Origin of the sequence: Shewanella sp. WE21 (assembly GCF_002966515.1) — a bacterium.
Classification (GTDB): Bacteria; Pseudomonadota; Gammaproteobacteria; order Enterobacterales; family Shewanellaceae; genus Shewanella; species Shewanella oncorhynchi.
Genome location: NZ_CP023019.1, coordinates 1,712,977 through 1,733,685, shown reverse-complemented (window position 1 = coordinate 1,733,685; position 20,709 = coordinate 1,712,977). Strand labels below are relative to the sequence as shown.

19 protein-coding genes are annotated in these 20,709 nt (G+C 45.2%); 7 read left to right on the top strand and 12 right to left on the bottom strand.

Translation table 11 applies throughout. From position 1 onward, the window contains the following. Positions 1 to 46 precede the first annotated feature (46 nt). Complete coding sequence (locus tag CKQ84_RS07425; RefSeq protein WP_105250751.1) at positions 47 to 1,132, top strand: glycosyltransferase; 1,086 nt, start codon at positions 47 to 49, stop codon at positions 1,130 to 1,132. Positions 1,133 to 1,162: 30 nt separating this feature from the next. Beyond that, positions 1,163 to 2,239 (top strand): CDP-glycerol glycerophosphotransferase family protein, encoded by a 1,077-nt coding sequence (locus CKQ84_RS07420; RefSeq protein WP_105250750.1) that lies wholly within the window; start codon positions 1,163 to 1,165, stop codon positions 2,237 to 2,239. A 48-nt stretch (positions 2,240 to 2,287) separates the two neighbouring features. Here CKQ84_RS07420 and CKQ84_RS07415 read toward each other — a convergent pair whose 3' ends face one another. Both CKQ84_RS07415 and CKQ84_RS07410 read right to left on the bottom strand, forming a co-directional pair. Continuing rightward, positions 2,288 to 3,460, bottom strand: coding sequence for a glycosyltransferase family 4 protein (locus CKQ84_RS07415; protein ID WP_105250749.1), 1,173 nt, complete (start codon positions 3,458 to 3,460; stop codon positions 2,288 to 2,290). A 356-nt stretch (positions 3,461 to 3,816) separates the two neighbouring features. After that, on the bottom strand, positions 3,817 to 4,887 hold the full coding sequence (locus tag CKQ84_RS07410; protein ID WP_105250748.1) for a glycosyltransferase: 1,071 nt from the start codon (positions 4,885 to 4,887) through the stop codon (positions 3,817 to 3,819). Between the two features lie 282 nt (positions 4,888 to 5,169). On the opposite strand from CKQ84_RS07410, the gene coaD reads away from it, so the two are divergent. After that, positions 5,170 to 5,661, top strand: coding sequence for a pantetheine-phosphate adenylyltransferase (coaD, locus tag CKQ84_RS07405; RefSeq protein ID WP_105250747.1), 492 nt, complete (start codon positions 5,170 to 5,172; stop codon positions 5,659 to 5,661). Between the two features lie 90 nt (positions 5,662 to 5,751). Next, positions 5,752 to 7,227 (top strand): capsule assembly Wzi family protein, encoded by a 1,476-nt coding sequence (locus CKQ84_RS07400; RefSeq protein ID WP_105250746.1) that lies wholly within the window; start codon positions 5,752 to 5,754, stop codon positions 7,225 to 7,227. Between the two features lie 72 nt (positions 7,228 to 7,299). Here CKQ84_RS07400 and mutM read toward each other — a convergent pair whose 3' ends face one another. The 8 genes from mutM to CKQ84_RS07360 form a co-directional block, all read right to left on the bottom strand. Next, positions 7,300 to 8,115 (bottom strand): bifunctional DNA-formamidopyrimidine glycosylase/DNA-(apurinic or apyrimidinic site) lyase, encoded by an 816-nt coding sequence (gene mutM, locus CKQ84_RS07395; protein WP_071940241.1) that lies wholly within the window; start codon positions 8,113 to 8,115, stop codon positions 7,300 to 7,302. Positions 8,116 to 8,151: 36 nt separating this feature from the next. Continuing rightward, positions 8,152 to 8,607: a hypothetical protein gene (locus CKQ84_RS07390; RefSeq protein WP_105250745.1), complete on the bottom strand. Its 456-nt coding sequence runs from the start codon at positions 8,605 to 8,607 to the stop codon at positions 8,152 to 8,154. Positions 8,608 to 8,697: 90 nt separating this feature from the next. Beyond that, on the bottom strand, positions 8,698 to 9,681 hold the full coding sequence (gene moaA, locus CKQ84_RS07385; RefSeq protein ID WP_105250744.1) for a GTP 3',8-cyclase MoaA: 984 nt from the start codon (positions 9,679 to 9,681) through the stop codon (positions 8,698 to 8,700). A 17-nt stretch (positions 9,682 to 9,698) separates the two neighbouring features. After that, positions 9,699 to 11,510, bottom strand: coding sequence for a bifunctional molybdopterin-guanine dinucleotide biosynthesis adaptor protein MobB/molybdopterin molybdotransferase MoeA (locus CKQ84_RS07380; protein WP_105250743.1), 1,812 nt, complete (start codon positions 11,508 to 11,510; stop codon positions 9,699 to 9,701). A gap of 36 nt (positions 11,511 to 11,546) precedes the next feature. After that, positions 11,547 to 12,137, bottom strand: coding sequence for a molybdenum cofactor guanylyltransferase MobA (gene mobA, locus CKQ84_RS07375; RefSeq protein WP_105250742.1), 591 nt, complete (start codon positions 12,135 to 12,137; stop codon positions 11,547 to 11,549). Continuing rightward, positions 12,121 to 12,831, bottom strand: coding sequence for an ATP-binding cassette domain-containing protein (locus CKQ84_RS07370; RefSeq protein WP_105250741.1), 711 nt, complete (start codon positions 12,829 to 12,831; stop codon positions 12,121 to 12,123). The genes mobA and CKQ84_RS07370 overlap by 17 nt, the downstream gene beginning before the upstream one ends. Positions 12,832 to 12,834: 3 nt before the next feature. Continuing rightward, positions 12,835 to 13,542 carry an ABC transporter permease gene (locus tag CKQ84_RS07365; protein WP_105250740.1) on the bottom strand — a complete coding sequence of 236 codons (708 nt, stop codon included), beginning with the start codon at positions 13,540 to 13,542 and terminating at the stop codon, positions 12,835 to 12,837. Next, on the bottom strand, positions 13,539 to 14,363 hold the full coding sequence (locus CKQ84_RS07360; RefSeq protein ID WP_105250739.1) for a substrate-binding domain-containing protein: 825 nt from the start codon (positions 14,361 to 14,363) through the stop codon (positions 13,539 to 13,541). Before CKQ84_RS07360 ends, CKQ84_RS07365 begins: the two co-directional genes overlap by 4 nt. Before the next feature lie 284 nt (positions 14,364 to 14,647). On the opposite strand from CKQ84_RS07360, the gene CKQ84_RS07355 reads away from it, so the two are divergent. Both CKQ84_RS07355 and CKQ84_RS07350 read left to right on the top strand, forming a co-directional pair. Continuing rightward, positions 14,648 to 16,030 carry a sigma-54 dependent transcriptional regulator gene (locus CKQ84_RS07355; RefSeq protein WP_105250738.1) on the top strand — a complete coding sequence of 461 codons (1,383 nt, stop codon included), beginning with the start codon at positions 14,648 to 14,650 and terminating at the stop codon, positions 16,028 to 16,030. Position 16,031: 1 nt separating this feature from the next. Continuing rightward, positions 16,032 to 18,185 carry a cache domain-containing protein gene (locus CKQ84_RS07350; protein ID WP_105250737.1) on the top strand — a complete coding sequence of 718 codons (2,154 nt, stop codon included), beginning with the start codon at positions 16,032 to 16,034 and terminating at the stop codon, positions 18,183 to 18,185. Positions 18,186 to 18,523: 338 nt separating this feature from the next. Here CKQ84_RS07350 and CKQ84_RS07345 read toward each other — a convergent pair whose 3' ends face one another. Together CKQ84_RS07345 and CKQ84_RS07340 are read right to left on the bottom strand one after the other, a co-directional pair. Further along, a complete protein-coding gene (locus CKQ84_RS07345) occupies positions 18,524 to 18,982 on the bottom strand; it encodes a GNAT family N-acetyltransferase (RefSeq protein WP_105250736.1) in 459 nt (152 codons plus the stop codon). Between the two features lie 100 nt (positions 18,983 to 19,082). Next, positions 19,083 to 19,742, bottom strand: a complete 660-nt coding sequence (locus CKQ84_RS07340; protein WP_105250735.1) for a 7-cyano-7-deazaguanine/7-aminomethyl-7-deazaguanine transporter — start codon at positions 19,740 to 19,742, stop codon at positions 19,083 to 19,085. 205 nt (positions 19,743 to 19,947) lie between these two features. On the opposite strand from CKQ84_RS07340, the gene CKQ84_RS07335 reads away from it, so the two are divergent. After that, positions 19,948 to 20,688 carry a transporter substrate-binding domain-containing protein gene (locus tag CKQ84_RS07335; protein WP_105250734.1) on the top strand — a complete coding sequence of 247 codons (741 nt, stop codon included), beginning with the start codon at positions 19,948 to 19,950 and terminating at the stop codon, positions 20,686 to 20,688. Positions 20,689 to 20,709 lie beyond the last annotated feature (21 nt).

The window sequence follows — 20,709 nt, the reverse complement described above, 5'->3', positions numbered from 1 at the left end:
GCTGCGTTAGCGGTTGGTATTCAGAATATCGTTTAGGAGATAAATCATGCGGATAGCCATTGCCATTGACAGTTTAGCGGGTGGCGGAGCCGAAAAGGTCATGATTACCTTAGCCAAGCAATTTATTCGCTTAGGGCATGAGCCGCATTTTTTAGTCATGGAAGATAATCGTTATTATGAAATCCCAGAGGACTTACCCATTCATCAATGTTTTGCCCCTAAGGATAAAGATTTCGACCATTTTGGGCGATTGAATGCTTCGGTTAACAAACTCAGCGCAAAAATCGCGGAAATTGAATCTCAAGTGGGCAAGTTTGATTTGTTTTTATCAAATTTAGATAAAACCAATTTAATGATGACCAAAACAGGTGTTTCACCGCTTTATGTCATAGTCCATTCCTCTGTAGAAGAAGAGTTGAGCCGCCAATTTAAACTGGGACCGTTTGCTTATTTCAAGAAGCTAAAATCCAAAAAATCGCTCAATGGCCAGCATTTGATTACTGTCTCAAATGGCATAGCAAAGGAGATTAAAGATAAAGGTCGTTTGCATCCAGCATCTATGCAAACTATCTATAATCCATTTGAATTTAACGAAATCACATCTCAATCACAGCAAGATAATCCGCAAATCCCTCAGGGAGATTATCTTATTCATGTCGGTCGTTTTGCTAAGCAAAAGCGCCATGATGTGTTGTTTGAAGCCCTCAAGCTCACGCAAAATCAACTTCCTGTCGTGCTCTTGTGCCATAACCACAAAAAAGCGATAAAAGCAGCGAAAAAGTTTGGTATTGAAAAGCGATTAATTATTCCCGGTTTTCAAAGTAATCCTTTTCCATGGATTAAGCAGGCTAAGGCATTAGTGCTCAGCTCTGATTTTGAAGGTTTACCGACAGTCTTGATTGAATCTTTAGCTTGTGGGACTCCTGTTGTGAGCACTGATTGCCCACATGGACCCAGTGAAATTTTAACTGGGAATTTAGTGCCTTATCTCGTGCCGCGTCGTGATCCCAAAGCGTTAGCTAAAATGATAGACGAGGTTGTTAGTTTGCCGCCATCCCTCGAGCAGGTTGAGATTTTGGCCAAAGTCGATGCGACCTTAATTGCCGAACAATATTTAGCGTTGGCAAAATAATTTATTCGTTTGTGTTTTAGGAGCATGCTTGTGGAAGAAGCCAAACAAGCCAAAAGACGTTATTTATTTTACATAGCGCAAAACTATTCCTATGCGATGTTAAGGCCACTTCAACAAGTCATTTTGGAAAGAGGTGATGAGGTTAGCTGGTTCTTAGAGGGAAATGAGGTCGATCCTAAGTTTTTAAAAACCGATGAACTGCGCTTGCAGAGCATCGATGCTGTGAAAGCGTGGAAACCAGATGCGGTATTCGTCCCTGGGAACGTTGTCCCTCGTTTTATTCCTGGGGTTAAAGTGGGCGTATTTCATGGATTTAATGCGGGGAAAATGAATCATAAGGGCCGAGAAGATCACTTCGAAATCAGAGATTGTTTTGATTTGTATTGTACCCAAGGCCCTGCGACGACTCTGCCCTTTCTGAAACTAGAGAAAAAGTTTGGTACTTTTACTGTAGTTGAAACGGGATGGCCTGCGCTCGACCCCCTATTTCTTGAGAATAAAGATAATCCCTATATCAAAGCTGATGACCCAAGGCCAGTAGTACTCTTTTGCTCAACATTTTCCCCAAGTTTGACCTGCGCACCTGTGGTATTTGAGCAGATTAAAGCCCTGTCGCAAAAGAGCCAATGGCGCTGGTTAGTGCAATTTCATCCAAAGATGAATCCTAAGATTGTTGAGCAGTACAAGGCTTTAGAAAACGAGAATTTACAGTTTGTTGAAACTGATAATGTGATCCCTTTGCTGCAGGCGGGGGATGTGATGTTGTGTGACACTTCATCGATTCTGTTGATGTTTTTGATGCAGCGAAAACCAGTGGTGACCTTTAAAAATCAGTCACCGAAAGATCATTTAATCGATATCAGTCGGGTTGAGGATATTGAATCTGCATTAACGCGAGCACTGAGTCGTCCTGATGATTTGATGGCGCACATCCATGATTATTGCAATCAAATTCACCCTACGGGCGATGGTCAATCTAGCCAGCGAGTTTTAGCCGCAACAGATGCTTTGATTGATAAAGGCACTGATTGGCTAAAACCTAAACCATTGAACTTGTTGCGCCATTTTAAGATGCGGCGCAAGCTAGGTTATTGGAAGTTGTTTTAGCTAGCTGTCGTTACTTATGGGCCGATATTGAAATATCGGCCCATTTTGTTAGCCTTGCAGTTTCGTTTCTTCAACCAGTTTAAAGATGATTTCTTGCATATTTTTCTGGAAATCTTCAATACTGTGGTTTGCTTTGATGTAGTCAACTGCCTTAACCGCGAGTTCTTGTCTTAGTTGTTCGTTTTCCATCAGATGGCGTATACCATCGACAAATAAATCGACTTTATCAAAACCATCTCCGAGCACTGTACCTGTAAATACGCCAAATTGACTCGTCAGCTCATCGGGGTCACGGCAACTGACGAGAAGGGTGCCATAAGATAACGCTTCTAAGAAAGAAATAGGTAGAGCTTCGTGAATTGAAGTGTTGACTAAAATTTTAGCATCTTTGATTAGCTGGTTTTTTCGATCGCCTTCTACATGCCCTACAAAATGTAGGTTGGGAATATTTAGGTAGTCATTCATGATGGACTGATTTTTCTTTGACTGCCTAAATGACTGACCTAGCATGAAAAATTCATATTCAGGCATCAGTTTAGCTATCTCGCAAAATAACCAACCACGTTTGACTGACTCAATTCGTCCCAGAAAAATAATGTGATTTTTCTTCGGGTGTGCTTCTACATCGAAATTATGATCGATCTCGATAGGATTGGGTAAATATTTGATTTCTGTCTTGTTGTCGAGATTGTAGAGGTCCCTGGCTTTACGATCTAAAAAGCGTGCCTGAGAAATAAATGAGACTTTCCCTGCCGCCCAAAGGTCATGAACAAACTGATAAATATTACTGTCCCAATAACTTTTCTCAGGGAAAAGTTTTACGGTATTTATTTCATCCCATTCATAATCAGGTCTTGGATCTTGAACCCAAAATAGGAGTTTTTTATCAATATTGGGGATAGTTTTTAGAATACGATATGAGTGGGTTGTCATTTCTATTGACAGAAATATATCGTAATTCTTCTTTTTCAGAAACCTAATATTAAGGAAATCCATAAACTTAGCAGCTAAGCGATAAACTTTAATGCCATCTATCATATAGCGACGAGGTATTAATCTTTGCTTGCTGCAGTCTTTTTTTATCAGCACTTCTACTTCAATATTTTCGTTGGGTAAGTGTTTGGCGATTAAGTGGCGTGCTAGAAAACCGTATCCACCATACACTGTGCCTGTACCACCAAAGTACTCATCAACTAATAAAGCCACTTTAAGCTTACTCATTACTACCCCAAAAAATCATTTATTGCTAATTCTACTTAAGCAGAATTATTTGATGGGAAGTATTTTGATATTTTTCAAATAGACTATCAATGAATTTATTTATTCATAAATACAGAATGGTTAACCTTATAATAAACTGTTTTATCGATGTTCAATAATAGTAATTATACAGGCTAAATGTATTGTATTTCTGTGTGTTATCACTCTTTGTTTGATGCATTTGTTAATGCATTGTGTTTTCGGGGGCTAATTCAAATGAGCCGTCATACTGTATCAGAGTGTAACAGGTGTTGGAGGTTAAGTAGAAACTCTACTTATATTCAATAGAGTTTCTACTTTTTACCGTATAAAGATATTTATTCGGCTAAGTTCAAATATTGCTTTGCAATATTTTGACTATCTACGGCTTTAAGAATAGCAAGGTCTTCAAGCGATGGAGGCGATGCCAGACATTCCAGAGCCTTTTGTGCCAACAATGCAGGTTGGCGAACGGGAACCAAATATTTAGCTAAATGTCCGGTAAGGATTTCATTCGGGCCGTGAGGGCAGTCAGTGCTTACGACGGGGGTGCCACAGGCCAATGACTCAATGACTACCGTTGGCAAGCCTTCAAAATCTGAGCTCAGTAGCATTAATTCTGCGTTGGCAATCCAAGCATAGGGATTATGTTGAAAACCGGGTGTGATAATTCGGTGCTCAACACCGTATTTTTTGGCTAATTTACGCGCTTTATTTGGTCGATTACAGAGAAGCACGAGTTTAGGTGCTGTCGGCATATCCCTCAATGCTTTGAAGAGAATGTCATGGCGCTTTTGACGAGTGACTCTACCCACATGGATCATATAAGGCTCATTGGGAATTTCGGCGATAACTTCTTGAGTCTTAATTTTTATTTCTTCTAAGCGAAAAGGGTTGTAGATGGTTTGCACGCTCTGGGGTTTTAACCAAGAAGTGGCTCTGAGTTCGTCGGCAATACCATTTGAGACTGTGATGATTTTTTTGCCGATCAGAGCCTTGGCTTTTTTCCATCTGCGCCAGAAGTGTACTGGACCGCGTTTTAACTCCATCAATAACTCTTGTTTTAACGCACAATGACAGAAGTAGTAGCAAGGATCGAAATGACAGCCGGAAACAACAACATCGCAGTCAGTTGAATTACTTAGAAAGAGTGAAAACTTGCCCGTTTTTTCGGCGGCGCTCACTTTAGCTTTGAGTTGTTGTATCTGCTCCTGTAGCGAAGGTTTTTGACCCGCTTCAAACAGATAATGAATGGTCACATTTTGCGGAGGTATAAAATCGCCTTCCTTGTGAAACACAAACAAATGCACATCTTGTCCTGCTTCCTGTAACACTTCTGCCTGCGACAAGGCGACTTTCACTGTGCCGTTGGAGAAAAAGTTATGGCAAAAAATCGCGATTTTCTTCATATATGCTCTTCTGCGTGTCTTCAAACGTCGTTTTTAAACCTAACACTGCTCAGTGTATATCGTTAAATAGGGGAGCAACATTGTATGTGGTCGGTTTTAATTTCGTGCAACATTATACCTGTTCGTGCCTTTACATGGGCTTAATCAATAGCGTTCTTGCTTATTTTTAAGTTTTTTATCGGTATTTAAAGTCGTTTTTGCTGCGATTATTCACTCGCTTGGCTAAAACGAGTAGACTGGCGAGCAATGATTTTTGGCATCCATGTGAGTTGAGTCAGCAAAGTGCATACAAGAGCTATTTATCCAGGAACTTTTGATCCTATCACCAATGGTCATGCCGACTTGATTGAGCGTGCGGCTAAACTGTTTAAACATGTGGTGATTGGCATTGCGGCTAATCCTTCCAAGCAGCCTAGATTCACCCTTGAAGAGCGAGTTGAATTGGTCAATCGGGTGACTGCTCATTTGGATAATGTCGAGGTGGTGGGGTTTTCGGGGTTGCTAGTGGATTTTGCCAAGGAGCAAAAGGCCAGTGTACTTGTGCGTGGGTTACGTGCGGTATCCGACTTTGAATATGAATTCCAATTAGCAAATATGAATCGCAGATTGAGCCCTGATCTGGAAAGCGTATTTTTAACGCCCGCTGAGGAGAACTCATTTATCTCTTCAACCTTAGTAAAGGAAGTCGCTTTGCATGGTGGCGATGTGAGCCAGTTTGTTCACCCTGAAGTAACGGCTGCATTGGCGGCCAAGCTTAAGTTGGTTAAACCTTAGATTTTACCTGCGAACTAGATAGTTTTTACGTAGGAGTTTTGTGTTAACTTTGAGGCATTGTTGCCTTGTGATGATACTTAAAAGGATGTTATGAAGGCTTTTTTTTCCCCCACGATCCTTGCTACTAGCATTGCCTCTGGCCTATTTTTTTCTTCAATGCTTGCTGCTGCACCTTGGGTCGATGCCTCTGATATATATCTTAGAGCTGACATTCAAGCGCTGGCTGATGCGGGTGTGATCACTGTGCCAGTGAATACTTATCCATTGATGTGGTCAGGCATTGGTGGTGATTTAGCGAAAATTGAGCCTGAGCTGCTTTCTCCCTCTTTAGTACAAGCCTTTGCACGGGTTAATTTTTATTATCAAAATGCTGTCGATAATCGTGGTAATGCACGGATAAAAGTATCGGCAGCATCTGATCCTGCTCGCTTTCAACATTATGGTTCTGACTATCGCGAGAAAGGTGAAGTGCTGGGCTCCTACGAGTATTTAGGATCGCGTGTTGCTTATAAGGCGACTGTGGCAGAAACCTATGATCCGCAAGATAATAAAAACTTCCGCCTTGATGAGTCTTATTTTGCCATCATTTTTGGCAATTGGATCGCAACCTTAGGCGCGGTTGAGCAGTGGTGGGGACCGGGGTTTGACTCGGCTATACATCGTTCTAATAACGCCCGCCCTATGTCATCGTTAACCTTGAGCCGTAACAATGCCGCGGCTTTTGAAACACCTTGGTTATCTTGGATTGGCCCTTGGACCTTTAAAACTGGATTTAGCTTAACTGAAGTGGATCGTGCTGTGCCTAAGACGGCTGAGTGGGATATGCGCTTAAGTGCAAGACCGATTAAACAGTTAGAAGTGGGATTGTCTTGGTCGACTTTATTTTGTGGTGAGGGTCAAGATTGTAACTTTGACTCTTGGTGGGATTCGGTTGCGAGTAATGCTGTTTGTATCGATGGTACAAATGATTGTGCGCCGAATGAGCGCCGCGATGCAGGCCATAGAACTCAAAGTATTGATATGCGTTATGCCGATACTTTGCAGGATATCCCCGTTGGATTATATCTCGAACATAGTTGTGAAAATGGTAGTGACTGCGGCTCACTTTGGGGTATTGATACCCATTTTGGCACATCGGGTAAGCAGTTTAAGTTGTTCATGGAATATTCGGACACCTATGTAAAATGCGATGGTGATAGTGCCAATTGTTTCTATGAGGATCCTGTCTATCTGAGTGGTGCTCGCTACTATGGTCGTGCTTTGGGTTCTACCTATGATAGCGATGCACAAGTGTTTGTGGTTGGATTAGTTGGCCAGTTTAATAATAGCCGTGGTTTTACCTCGTTGCTACGTTATGCGAAGCTGAATAAAGATGGCTCCAATGTGGCAAACACTTGGGCGCCACAACCGCCAAAAGAAGATTTATTGATGCTGGAGCTTTCTTACCGTATGCCAGTGTGGAAAGGCATGTGGAGCTTAGGTGGAACAGTATCGAGATCGGAGTTTGAAGTTCAAAAAAATGATACCAATGCCACGCTATTTAGCAGTTTTGAGTATCGTTTTTGACAGCTGTAACTGATTAAATAACGAAAAATGCCAAGCACTTGCTTGGCATTTTGGCTTATAAATAACGCAATATTAGCGTGTTTGGCAAATGCCACAAAATACTGTGGTGCGTTGGCCTAAACGGATTTCACTTAGCAAGTTACCGCAGCTTGTGCAGGTTTCACCGCCGCGACCATAGACATGCAGTTTTTGGGCGAAGTAGCCCGGCTTGCCATCGGCATTGGTGAAGTCTTTCAGCGTGGTGCCACCCTGTTTAATGGCGTGGGCTAAGATTTGCTTCACTTCGGCAACTAAAACGGTCAAACGCTCGATATCGATTTTACCTGCTTCGGCCTCTGGATGAATACCCGCCGCAAACAAGGCCTCATTGGCGTAAATATTGCCTACACCCACTACGATATGATTATCCATCAGGCAGAGCTTGATCGCTTTTTTCTTGCCCGCTAAAGCTGCCGCTAATTGTGCGACATTAAAGGCATGGGTCAGTGGCTCCGGCCCCAGTTTGGCGAGTAATGGATGGGCTTCTTCTGGGAGTTCACACCATAGCCAAGCACCGAATCGTCTTGGATCGTTAAAACGTAAAATGCGGCCGTTGGCGAGCACTAAGTCGATATGGTCATGCTTTTCCACTGGGGTATCGTGGGGCAAAATCCGTAAACTCCCCGACATGCCTAAATGCACTATGCTAGTGCCCGCATCAGTGTCGATTAACAGATATTTAGCACGGCGTCGCACTTGGCGTATGACTTGGCCGATAATTTGTTTGGCGATGTCAGGCACTGGCCAGCGCAGCGAACCATTGCGGATCACAAGATCAACCACGGTTTGCTCGACAAGGAAGGGTGCAATACCCTGACGGGTGACTTCAACTTCTGGTAATTCCGGCATGGATTCTTTCTTATCTTAAGTAAAATGGGGTGGCATTTAAGTTGCGGGTTTCGCATCGAGGATCGGTTGCAGTTTAGATCTTAAACTCGGTGGTACTAAATACCAATTACCTGCGGGAGACTTTAAGGCGCCTTCATTGGGAAAATAGATCCACAGTTGAGCATCGCGGATATCTGCAATTTGTATAACTAATTCTTGCGGATTATCTGTGGTTTCTGGCGCGGCGGTTAAGGGGGATACCCGTATGGTTTGCCACGCCTTTGCCCATTCATCACAGTTGAGGACTTTAGTGTCGCACTCCCATTGTGATGCTTGCTTGTGCAGCCATAACCCGTCGAGTTGCAGCTGTGAAAGCGGTGCATTATCGTCAAACAGTCGCTGAGCATCACTCGGAACATTATTGGTTTTGTTATCCATAAAAGTCAGCACGGCGACCATAAAGGCGCAGGCGACTATGATGATGTTATTCCATTGCTTACGAGTTAATGCCATAGAAATGTGTAACGCTAAGTATGGGGTGATGCTTCGAGTTTATCACGGCCAAATTGAGATGCTAGCCCTTAAGCGATGGAGTGGTGATGCTTAACCGCCAGTGGTGTTCATAAAGCGTAGGATTTGTACCTGATTATTGCCAAAGTCGTGCTGCTTAGGCTTGAGATTAATTCCCGCGAGAATAGCGACTTTTAATCTTTCAATATCAGCCGGAAATTCCCGGACTATGCTTTTGAGATCAACGGCATGTTCATTGCCTAAACACAGCAGTAATTGGCCTTCGACTGTGACGCGCACGCGATTACATTCGTGGCAGAAGTTGTGGCTGTGGGGCGAGATAAAGCCGATATGGATTGGGCTGTCGGCCATAGTGTAATAACGTGCTGGGCCACCGGTACGTTTGTTGGAAAGCTGTAGCTGATAGTGACTATTAATGATGGCTTTTACTTCATCGCTGCTGCAATGACGGGCGCGTTTCCGCTCATCCATTTCGCCAAGTGGCATTTCTTCGATAAAGGCGATGTCTAAGTTACGGCCACGGCAGAAATCAACTAAATCAATAACTTCATTATCGTTCTGCTGTTTTAAAATCACCGCATTAATCTTGATACGTTCAAATCCCGCCGCAATAGCCGCATCGATACCGTCGATGACTCTGTCTAATTTGCCGTTACGCGTTAGCTGAGTAAACAGTGTGGGGTTTAAGGTATCTAGGCTGATATTGAGGCGCTTTAATCCTGCATCAAACATGGGTTTAGCGAATTTTGTCAGCCTTGAACCATTAGTAGTCATGGATAAATCCGTCAGCCCAGGCAGTTTACCAAGCAGACCCACTAGCTGGTCGCAATCGGTGCGAACTAAGGGCTCACCGCCGGTCAGGCGAATTTTAGTCACACCAAGCTCGGTAAAGGCTTGGGCAATCCAAGCTAATTCTTCGAGGTGGAGTACGTGGTCCTTTGGCAGAAAACAAGGATCTTCCGTCATGCAATAAACACAGCGAAAGTCGCAGCGGTCGGTGACCGAGAGCCGTAAATATTCGACCTTACGGCCAAAGGAATCCACAATTAGACTCATAAAAAACTCACTGGATCCTAAAGCAGATCCGCAAAGGGTTGAATAAATACAGTTTCACCTGCATTCACGGCTTCTGCATCATCCCCTATGATGATGAGGCAATTCCCTTTGACCATTGAACTTAACATCCCAGAACCTTGGTTGCCCGTGCTACTCACGTGCAGACGTCCATCTTTACCAAGCTGATAAATCCCGCGAATAAATTCGGTGCGGCCTTGACGGCTTCGTAGAGTTTCATCACTTATTGCAGGGAATAGCTGCGCTTGCCAATTCACTTCACCTGCTAATTTTCGTAAAGCGGGCTGCACAAATTGCAGGAAAGACACCATGACTGCGACTGGGTTGCCAGGTAGCCCGAAGAATAAGCTGTCATTCACTTTACCAAAGGCGAGTGGCCGACCCGGACGCATGCTAATCCGCCAGAAATCAATTTTGCCGAGGCGTGCAAGCACGGTTTTAATGTAGTCCGCATCGCCGACAGACACGCCACCCGAGCTAATGACGACATCAGCAAGGTTGGCGGCTTTAGCGAGAGTTGCTTCAAGGGCGGCTTCAGAATCTTCGATAATGCCTAAATCGATAACGTCACAACCGAGACGTTTTGCCATCGCTTTGATGGTAAAGCGGTTTGAGTCATAGATGCAGTTAGCTTTGAGCACTTCGCCGGGCTGGCTCACTTCATCGCCGGTGGAGAATACTGCAACAGTTGGGCGGCGATATACACTCAGGTGATTGAGCCCGAGTGAGGCCAGTAAACCTTGTTCTGCGGCGCTTAGGCGAGTGGCTTTTGCAAGTGCGACTTGGCCTTGAGTAATATCTTCTCCAGCGAGGCGAACGTGTTGGCCAGAAAGAATGCGGCCTTCAAAGCTAACAATGCCATCGACTTCCTTGGCAAGCTCTCGGGGCTGCACTGTATCGGCACCCGCAGGCACTGTTGCGCCCGTCATGATACGCACGGTTTCGCCGACTTTAAGCGTGCCCGAATATTGATGACCGGCAAGAACCTCTCCCACCAATTTTAAGGTGGTAGGCATGGGGTCTTGATAGACAAAGGCGTAGCCATCCATCGCCGAATTGGTCTGTTGTGGCACGTCGACGGGAGAAATGCTGTCGCTGGCCAGTACGCGGTTATCTAAGGCGTCTAACTCAATGTATTCAATCTCTGCCACGGGTGAAACATGGGATAAAATCTGCGCTAAACCTTGGCTGACGCTGAGGTTTTTATTGTCGCCTATGGCGTAGGTATCCACGGCCGAAATGGGGTATTGGAGTGGCGCTTCCCAGTTTTGGGTGTACTCCATCACAAAATCGGCAATCTGGCTGACATTGTTGAGATCGAGACGGCGCAGCTCACTCGGGAGTGCGTCGTTTGGCAACTGAGTGTCATCGCAACAGGCGATGGCGAGGATATTCTCATCTTGGGTGTAGATAAAAGGTTTGCCGTGGGCGGCGCGGTGCAATTCAATTTTAGGTAATGCGAGCTTTTTAAAGCCTTCGACGAGGACAATATCGACTTTGTCGGCTTCGATTTGCTTGAGTAGATGGACTAACTCAGGATCGTCATCGCGCGCATCTTCTGTCATCAGCGCCCAGCGTACATGGGAGGCGACCAGCATTTGTCGCGCACCAGCCTTGCGCATTTCGTAACTGTCTTTGCCGGGAATATCTACGTCGAAATTATGGTGGGCATGTTTGATTACGGCTAAGCGCAGGCCACGTTGATTTAATTCGGGGATCAATTGCTTGAGTAAGGTGGTTTTCCCCGTGCCACTGTAGGCACAAAATCCGAGAACGGGAATAGCGAGCGGATTGACGAAGGGGTTACTCATTTGCACCTCTAATTTGGGTTATTGGAGCCTTTTTAGCTATTGGGTGATTTTTATCGCTAGTCGTTGTTTTTGTTCTGGCGTATTTACATTCACAAAAGCATTGGGCTGGTCGGCGAATGACGCTACGACGAAGTGATGTTTGATATACCAAAAGTCCACTTTACGCTCACCCGCCTCAAGAAACGCTCTCATTGAGTCACGTAAGCTAGGTTTTAAGAGTAAAACAACGGGTTGTTCATACTCACCGTCACTGGCGACAGCAATCTCGGCCTTTTCTGCTTCAATTGCTGCCAACATACGCGGAACAAGGTCAAGTGGCAGGAGTGGGCAGTCGCAGGGCACTACCAACAAGTAGTCCGCATCTGTTTGGCCCATAGCGGTGATCATACCCGCTAAAGGTCCGAGGAAACCACTATGCTCGTCACTTATCACCTTAAAACCGAACTCAGCATAACGTGTTTGGTTACGATTTGCGTTGATCAGGATCTCCTTAACCTGAGGTTTTATTCTATCTATTGTGTGCTTAATCATGGCTTCGCCGTTTAATTCGACGAGACCTTTATCGTCGCCACCCATGCGACGGGCCATGCCACCGGCGAGAATAACGGCATCAATTTGCGATGACATACAAAGGCTCCTGTGCTGGCAAAGATTCAGGCTGTTGATAAGAGGTCATCACGCGCCCACCTTCTATGTGCCACTGTTGTTCGCAGATGGCGGTTAGCGCGCAATTCTGATGGCTACTCAGTAACATTCCTGTGCCTTCGTGTTTGAGTTGTTGGATCATTTTCAATACTAGCTCTTGGGAATCCTTGTCCATATTGGAGGTGGGTTCATCGAGCATTAATAGTTTAGGTTGTAGGATCCAAGCGCGCGCAATCGCGAGGCGCTGTCTTTCGCCGCCAGAGAGATTACTGGCCCTTGCCTGCAGCAGCGAACCTAGCTGCGCCATCTCAATCGCTTGAGTAATCCGCTGTTTCGCCTTGGCTTTTGTTTCTGAGCTGAAATTCAGCCCATAGGTGAGATTATATTCCACTGTGCCGTCGAACAAATAAGGATGTTGGTGCAGATAAACGGCCTTACCTAACAATGGATTGCGTCGCCACCAAGCATTTTTGGCAAAACCGACAGCCTCAATATGGCCTTTGGTTGGTGGCATTAAGCCCGCCAGAATTTTCATCAAGGTTGATTTGCCTGTGCCATTGTCGCCTTGCAGATAAATCACATCTCCTTGGCAGAGCGATAATACGTCGGCTTTGAATAACAGGCGCGCACCAAAGGACATTTCTACGTCACGGGCGATCAGTTTGACCTTAGTCATTGCTTAATGGCTCCTTGGCATGGCTTTGCCGCGTAAACTACCTAAGGCAAAGTTGAGGATCAAGGCCAAGATTAGCAGCACTAGCCCGAGGGCGATAGCTTGGGCGAAGTCACCTTTGCTGGTTTCAAGTGCGATTGCGGTAGGAATATTACGGGTCACGTTTAAAATATTGCCGCCGACCATCATAGAGCAGCCGACTTCGGTCAGAATGCGACTAAAGGCCGCGACAATCGCCAGCAGTAAGGGCATGCGCAGTTCTCGGCATACTGTCCACACTGCACGGCACCAAGAGGCACCTAAGGTGCGTGAGGTTTCCCAGGCTCTGCGATCAACGCTAGTGAATGCGGCTTGGCTCATTGCAATTAGCACGGGGGCACAGATGAACATTTGCCCGAGAATCATGCCTTCTTGGGTAAATAACCACTTTAGATCGCCCAGAGGACCGTTGCGTGTTAGCAGTAAATACACGAGTAGACCGATAACCACTGTAGGGATTGATTGCAGAGTTTGAACTAAGTTAGTGACTATCCATTTGCCGCGAAATGGCGCAAACGCTAACACAAAGCCGAGCACCATGGAAGGAACAAGCGTGATCAGCAGTGCCGCGAAAGAAACCGAAAACGAGATCGAAATGATGGACCAAACGTCAGGGTCTAAAGAAAACAGCAGGCTTAACGCCTGCTGTAATAGTGCTAGCCAGCCGTCGTTCATTCGCTATAAGTTGCCTTGAACAATTGCTCGCCTTCAACTTTGAAGTTGTTGATCATGCTTTGACCTTCTTTGCTGATCAACCAGTCGCTGAATGCTTTAGCGCCTTTGTGGTTCAGATCTGGGTATTTAGCAGGGTTGATGAGAATGACTTGGTATGGGTTGGCTAAGGTTTTGCCACCATCGAAATCAACGGCAAGATCGAGTTTAGTTTTATAAGCCACGAAAGTACCACGGTCAGACAGAGTGTAACCTTGCATTTCGTTTGCCATCAGCAGGGTTTTACCCATGCCTTGACCGACTGAAGTATAACCTTTGAAGTTAGGAGTAACATTTGCCGCTTTCCATACTTCTAACTCTTTGATGTGAGTGCCTGAGTTGTCACCACGAGAGATAAAAGGTACGCCTGATTTTGCCATTTTAACGAAGGCTTCTTCGGCCGTTTTGCTGTCACGGATTTTTGCTGGGTCGTTTTTAGGGCCAAGTACTACGAAATCATTTTCCATAATGCCGCGGGGCTCAACACCAAAACCATCGGCGACGAATTTAGCTTCGGCGCTAGGCGCGTGAGTCATGACTAAATCCACGTCACCTTGCTCACCTAGTTTCAGGGCTTTACCTGTACCAGTGGCGATGACTTGAACCTTGTAGCCTGATTCACTTTCGAACTTAGGTAACAGTTCTTTCAATAGGCCTGAGTTTTCTGTGCTGGTGGTGGTGGCTAACTTGATAATTTCAGTCGAGTGAGCGGGTAAAACAGTGAACATACTGGCTGCAACAACCAGTCCCAGTAATGACTTCATATGAGATTTCATGTTTAGCATGGGTACTCCTTGGCGGAAAATAGGATTCCAACTCAAATGCCTACTGAGTGGAAGGTCTCGTAAATTGTAATACGTTCGGTTGAAAGCAAGTTAGATGCCAAGCTGAGAATGCGGTCATTTTCTTCACAGCTTAACCTAATTTGTGAGCTTGATCCCAAGCTTAACAAATACTCCACAGACAAATTGTCTCAGGACAAACTTCTGATGGTTCATAGTGACCTATTCATCTATTTTCAGTGCTAGAATTGGTCGCAAATGAGTCAAAATGTCCAGAAGCAGACAATATGAGCCAGATAGATAATAACCTCAAGCCTCTTCCATCGGCAGTATCGGTACTGATTGTTGATGATGAACCCGGAATGCGGAGTTTTTTAAATAAGGCACTCTCGAAGAAATTTGCCTTAGTCGAAACGGCGGGCAGTATCGAAGATGCTGAGCAGCTGCGTAGCCGTTGCCATTTCGATTTGCTTATCGTCGACATTCGTCTGCCTGGTCGTTCGGGTATCGAATGGCATGAAGCGTTGGATGAGCAGGGGCGTCGTTCGGACATCATATTTATGACTGGCTATGCTGACATGGAAGTCGCGATTACCGCGCTACGCGCGGGTGCGTCTGACTTCATCATGAAACCTTTCCATCTCGAACAGATGATGACTGCGGTCGATCGCTGTATCGAACGTCGCTTGCTTAAACGTGAAAACTTGATGCTGCGTCGTGAGGTTTCAATCGGTTATTCATCTACCATTATTGGCAGTAGTGAAGCCATGAAGTCGGTGAAACATATCATCGAACGTGTGGCGCCGACCAATGCCGTCGTCTTGATCCAAGGTGAGTCGGGCACAGGTAAGGAATTAGTCGCACGGCAATTACATTTGCTCAGTGGACGTCAGGGACCTTTTGTCCCAGTTAACTGTGGCTCTATCGCCCCTGAACTGCTTGAAAGTGAATTGTTTGGCCATACCGCCGGTGCATTTACGGGTGCGAAAGGCAATCGTGAAGGTTTATTCAGTTTTGCCTCGGGCGGGACGATTTTTCTCGATGAAATTGGCGAAATGCCACTGAAAATGCAAACGGCTTTACTCCGAGTATTAGAGCAAAAAGCGATTCGTCCTGTGGGCAGCGAGAAAGAAGTTAACATCGATGTGCGAGTGATCGCGGCCACTAATCGTACTCTGATTGATGAAGTGGATGCAGGGAATTTCCGTCGAGACTTATATTATCGGCTGAATGTGCTTGATATTTTAATCCCGCCATTACGTGATAGACCCGAAGATGTAGTGGAGTTAACCCATCATTTCACTCGCCAACTTGCCGCTGAATTAGGGGTAAGAGAAGTCGTGTGGAGCCATGAAGATATGGTGAAACTACAGCAACACGAGTGGCCTGGTAACATTCGTGAACTGCGCAACATGATTGAGCGTTGTATTTTGCTGGGCAAACCGCCAGCGGAATATTGGAAGCAACAGCTGAAGAGTGAGTCTTTATCTACATCGGGTTATCCATTGGATTGGCCATTGAAAGACGTGGAAAAACACCATGTGACCAGTGTTGTGGACTTACATTCTGGCAATAAGTCTGCCGCGGCGAGGGATTTAGGCGTATCGCGCAAGACCTTAGATCGCAAGTATAAAGAGTGGTTTGATTTTAGTGGCGAACAGGAGTCATAGGGTGTCATTCTTCACTCACTTTTTTGGTGTCAGTTGGCAGCAAATGCAGGCCAAGGTGCGCTATCGCATATTAATCCTGACGTTACTGCCCATTTTACTGACACTGGTGAGTTTAGTGTTTATCACTATTTACTGGAACATCAGTTACACAGGTAAGCAGCTGTTTATGAAGGTTAAAGCTGACTTATCTGTTGCCGAAAACACCTTGCAGCAAGTGCAAGTACGCCAAGAAAAACAACTTGAACGTGTGGTGACTTCTTGGACTTTTCAAAATGACTTTAGGCCACTTTTCAGTGGTAAAGAATTAAGTGGCGAAGTCAGCTACCGAGCCAGTATTGATGCTTTTCTCCTTGAACAGAAAAAACAGCTAAATCTCGATTATCTGCGTTTAGTCAGTGTTGCCGAAGCGGCCGCAGACCCAGATTTACGCCAAATCCTTCCTAAGTTAGACGGTTTATTACCTTACTCCGGCTTGATGGTGCTGCCGCCCGAGCGTTTAGCACGTATCGACCCCGAATTGGCTATCACTGCGAGCATTCCGATAGTTGCAACCTTGCGGGCGCAGAGCCCCGTTAAAACCGTTGAAGAACGTGGTTTATTGAGCCGTAGCCTATTGCCCGTCCCTGATATGGAAGGCAAAGTGGCTTGGTATCTCGATGGTGGGATCTTGTTTAATCGCGATACTCGAATTGTCGACCACATTCGTGATCTGGTATACGACAAAGGCACCTTGCCTGAGCGTTCCATCGGCACTGTGACCATCTTCTTAGATAACATCCGTATTTCCACCAACGTGCCGCTGCATTTTTATCCCACAGGCAATGAGACGCTGGGCCGCGCGCTTGGCAGTTTAGTATCGGAGGAAGTGAAAGACAAAGTGTTAACTCAAGGCGAGCAGTGGGTTGATCGCGCTTTCGTATTTAACGATTGGTTTATTTCCGCTTATGCCCCCTTGGAAGATGTTCGCGGTCAACGTGTCGGTATGATCTATACTGGCTTTTCTGAATCGCCATTTATCCATAATTATTTACTCAATATCATAGAGCTAGGCACGATTCTCATGTTGGTGCTGCTGGTGTCGGGCCTGCTGGTTTATCGCGGTGCTTATAGTTTATTGCAGCCCATTGAACGTATTCACCATGTTGTACAAGCTGTGCAGTCGGGGCGCAATATTCGTATCGGCGCCTTAGGATTAGATAGGGATAATGAGTTATCGAACTTAGCCGAGCAATTTGACAGTATGCTTGACTTGCTACAGCGTCGAAATGCCCAAATTCAAGCGGCGGCAGAACAGCTTGAAATGAAGGTTGAAGAGCGTACTCGCAGCCTGCAGGATAAAACCTTAGAGCTGCAACGTAACGTGGCGTTACTAAACGAAACGCGTCAACAGCTCGTCACTAACGAGAAGCTCACAGCTCTTGGCGAATTGACCGCAGGTATTGCCCATGAAATCAATAATCCGACGGCCGTAATTCTTGGCAATATGGAATTACTGCGCTACGAACTTGGTGATAATGCTGAAGTAGTAAAAGAAGAAATTGATTTAGTCATTCAACAGGTTGGGCGGATCAGCACTATCATCCGCAGCCTGTTGCAATACAGCCGACCTGGCGAATTCAACGCACCACTAGAAATGCATCCGATGACTCCTATTATCGAAGAAATGTTAGTGTTGGTGCGACATTCGATTCAAAAACAAGAAGTCGTGCTGATCACTGAGTTAAACGCCAGTTGTCCAGTACAAGTCAATCGACCTCAACTGCTGCAAGTGTTGATCAATCTTGTCGTGAATGCGGCGCATGCGATGGACGGTAAAGGACGTATTTGGGTGCGAACCTATGACTGGGTGCAGCAAGATATGCCGATTGGCGTCAAAATCGAAGTGGAAGATGAAGGCTCAGGGATAGCGCCAGAGCAGCTTGGACGGATTTTCGACCCTTTTTATACCACACGTAAGGATGGCACTGGTTTAGGTCTTTCGCTCAGTTACGGCATTATCAAGCGGATTGGCGGTACGATAGAAGTGAGTTCAACTTTGGGTAAAGGGTCTTTATTTACCATAGGTTTGTATCATGAAGCGAAGGAAGATCAGCAAAATAATCCCTACGATGGCTTGCACTTTGCGGGCAACTACAGCGATATGTCTGCAGATTAGTCTTATCCCGTTAGATAGGCAGTGTATTGTATTTGGCTGATTAGGTTTGAATTAAAATATGTCGAGCGATTGCTAGCTTTGTATTATGTGGCTTTGCATTACTGATTTTTAGGCAAAAAAAAGCCGGATGATGAGTCCGGCCACAAAGAGTGTGTGTGAGCAATGTCGTGCTTGCAAACTCAGGAGCTCCATAACAACGTCGATTACCAGTCATCGTTGTTAAAGATGAGTTTTGGAACGCACGTTAACGATAATCATTCTCAATTGTGTTTGCAAGCTATTTATTGCAAAAAGTGCACATCTTTACAAATATCGTTTTGCTCTCATCCATTAACGATTTAGATCGACTTGCACAGATACAGTTTATGATCGACTAAGCTTTTAGGATCGGCTGTCAGTTCAGTAATTAAATATTGATTACTGATCAATAAATTAAGCATCGCAGGAAAACGATTCATCGTCTTCACTTGAATATGATTATATCCTTGGCGGCGCGCCCAAGTTTCTTGATATTCGAGTAGGCTCTGCGCTAAGCCTAAACGTCTAAAGTCGAATGCTACTCCACCCAACCAGCTGTAAAATATGGTTTCTTCTTGCTCGTAACCCAGTTTAAAACCCGCAAGTTCACCTTCTACATATGCGACTAAGATCAAACATGTCTTGCCCTGTAAGCGCTGGTCCAACACTTCGTTTGTGAGTGGGTGATCGAGCTCAGGGATTTGTTGGCTAAGTTGGATAAGCTGAGCGGCTAACTCGGGAGTCAAACTTGACTCTGCTTTAATTTCAATAGAATACATAGTTTACTCTCATAAAAAATCAGCCCCACTCGCGCGTTAACAGGAGCAGGGCTGAGCTATTAACTGGTTAAATTATAACAGGTCTGGCCAGTTGGGTTAATTAGGAAATTGATTCTTGCGGATTGGCTCGCAAAATCTTGTCCTGTAAGACTTTTAGCAAAACACCGTATGCCGGTAGGAAAAGGCCTAAGCTCACGATTAGCTTAAAGCCGTAATCGACTGTAGCGATTTCGGGCCAATTGGCTGCCATAAAGCTATCGGAAGAGGCGTAAAAGGCGATACTAAAAAAGACTAAAGTATCGACCAGATTTCCAACTAAGGTGGAGGCGGCTGGGGCGACCCACCAAGAGCGACTGGCTCGAATACGGGCAAAAACCTTAATATCCATCAACTGACCAATCAAATAAGCCGCGAAGCTGGCAAAGGCAATTCGGAACACAAAGGTATTCCACTGTGCAAGTGAATCAGCACCTTGAAAGCTGCCTTGATGGAACATCACTCCCATCACGTAGGAAATCATCAAAGCGGGAATCATAGCTTTGAGTATGATGCTGCGTGCGGCTTGTTGGCCAAAAATACGGACAGTGAGATCTGTGGCTAAGTACACGAACGGAAAGCTGAATGCCCCCCAAGTTGTGTGGTAGCCAAACAGTTGAAATGGCAATTGTACTAAGTAGTTGCTGACGCAAATAATCAGTATGTGAAATCCTACTAATAGGAATAAAGCGCGGCGAAGCTGCGCTGTGGTTAACATTAACATATGTGGCCTTTTTAGTTGTGTAGGGCGGGGTGAGGGAACCCGCTAATATTCAATTTATTATGTTTACGACTTTATTGCCGGTGACAGCGTGCTGAAATCGGGTCGCCATTATAGTGGTCGAGTTTTAAGATGCAAGTCTGCTGTTTAAATGTGCACATAGAATGAAAACTCTTCTACACTTTGAATACGTCGAAGGAGGATAGCCATGAGACGATTTTTTGCTACTTTTTGCTTATTTTTAGCTGTGTTACCTGTATCTGTTTCCGCCGCTCAGCCGATAGTGGTCGATGTAGCAACGTCAACGTGGGAGGGATTTGCCAATCGTGATAAAACGGGTTACTACTTCGAGTTACTTCAGCGGATTTTCCCTGAGCCAGAATGGCAACTCAATGTGCAGTTTATGCCTTTTGCCCGCAGTTTATATCTTGTTGAGCACAATCGTACCGATATCACGCTCAGCGTTTACAAGGGTGATATTAAAAAGGGGCTATTAACAGAGAATATGGTTGAAGTGGACTCTATCGATGTGGCTGTTACTGCCGAGGTGGCAGCAGGCTGGACCGGTATTGAAAGCCTATCCCACAAGAAGGTTCAGGCCATGCTGGCCTACAGATACAATATGCTGACACCTGTGCCTATGTATTACGAAGAAAGTAGCGATATGCTGACTATGCTCAATAGCTTAAATGCTGGACGTATAGATGCCGTGCTAGATTACAAACCTAATTTGCTTACGTTTGTTCCTAAATTAAAGGCGCCACAAAATTTTGTGATTATTCAAGGCGTACTCAAGGCCGAAACCTATTTTGTTTTCGCTAACACCGAGAAAGGCCAGATGTTGAAACAACATTTTGACCTTGCACATAAGCGCTTAATCGATTCGGGTGAACAGGACAGGCTTTACCTTGAAACGATTGAAAAACGAAGGGCTGATGGCGCTGAATAGTCTTAATGTTTACTAGGCTTA

Excerpts from the sequence above, each read along its gene's own strand:
- CKQ84_RS07400 (WP_105250746.1), top strand. The coding sequence starts at position 5,752 with ATGAAGGCTTTTTTTTCCCCCACGATCCTTGCTACTAGCATTGCCTCT.
- CKQ84_RS07365 (WP_105250740.1), bottom strand. The coding sequence starts at position 13,542 with ATGAACGACGGCTGGCTAGCACTATTACAGCAGGCGTTAAGCCTGCTG.
- CKQ84_RS07410 (WP_105250748.1), bottom strand. The coding sequence starts at position 4,887 with ATGAAGAAAATCGCGATTTTTTGCCATAACTTTTTCTCCAACGGCACA.
- CKQ84_RS07425 (WP_105250751.1), top strand. The coding sequence starts at position 47 with ATGCGGATAGCCATTGCCATTGACAGTTTAGCGGGTGGCGGAGCCGAA.
- CKQ84_RS07380 (WP_105250743.1), bottom strand. The coding sequence starts at position 11,510 with ATGAGTAACCCCTTCGTCAATCCGCTCGCTATTCCCGTTCTCGGATTT.
- CKQ84_RS07390 (WP_105250745.1), bottom strand. The coding sequence starts at position 8,607 with ATGGCATTAACTCGTAAGCAATGGAATAACATCATCATAGTCGCCTGC.
- mutM (WP_071940241.1), bottom strand. The coding sequence starts at position 8,115 with ATGCCGGAATTACCAGAAGTTGAAGTCACCCGTCAGGGTATTGCACCC.
- CKQ84_RS07360 (WP_105250739.1), bottom strand. The coding sequence starts at position 14,363 with ATGCTAAACATGAAATCTCATATGAAGTCATTACTGGGACTGGTTGTT.
- moaA (WP_105250744.1), bottom strand. The coding sequence starts at position 9,681 with ATGAGTCTAATTGTGGATTCCTTTGGCCGTAAGGTCGAATATTTACGG.
- CKQ84_RS07340 (WP_105250735.1), bottom strand. The coding sequence starts at position 19,742 with ATGTTAATGTTAACCACAGCGCAGCTTCGCCGCGCTTTATTCCTATTA.
- CKQ84_RS07355 (WP_105250738.1), top strand. The coding sequence starts at position 14,648 with ATGAGCCAGATAGATAATAACCTCAAGCCTCTTCCATCGGCAGTATCG.
- CKQ84_RS07370 (WP_105250741.1), bottom strand. The coding sequence starts at position 12,831 with ATGACTAAGGTCAAACTGATCGCCCGTGACGTAGAAATGTCCTTTGGT.
- mobA (WP_105250742.1), bottom strand. The coding sequence starts at position 12,137 with ATGTCATCGCAAATTGATGCCGTTATTCTCGCCGGTGGCATGGCCCGT.
- CKQ84_RS07335 (WP_105250734.1), top strand. The coding sequence starts at position 19,948 with ATGAGACGATTTTTTGCTACTTTTTGCTTATTTTTAGCTGTGTTACCT.
- CKQ84_RS07415 (WP_105250749.1), bottom strand. The coding sequence starts at position 3,460 with ATGAGTAAGCTTAAAGTGGCTTTATTAGTTGATGAGTACTTTGGTGGT.
- CKQ84_RS07345 (WP_105250736.1), bottom strand. The coding sequence starts at position 18,982 with ATGTATTCTATTGAAATTAAAGCAGAGTCAAGTTTGACTCCCGAGTTA.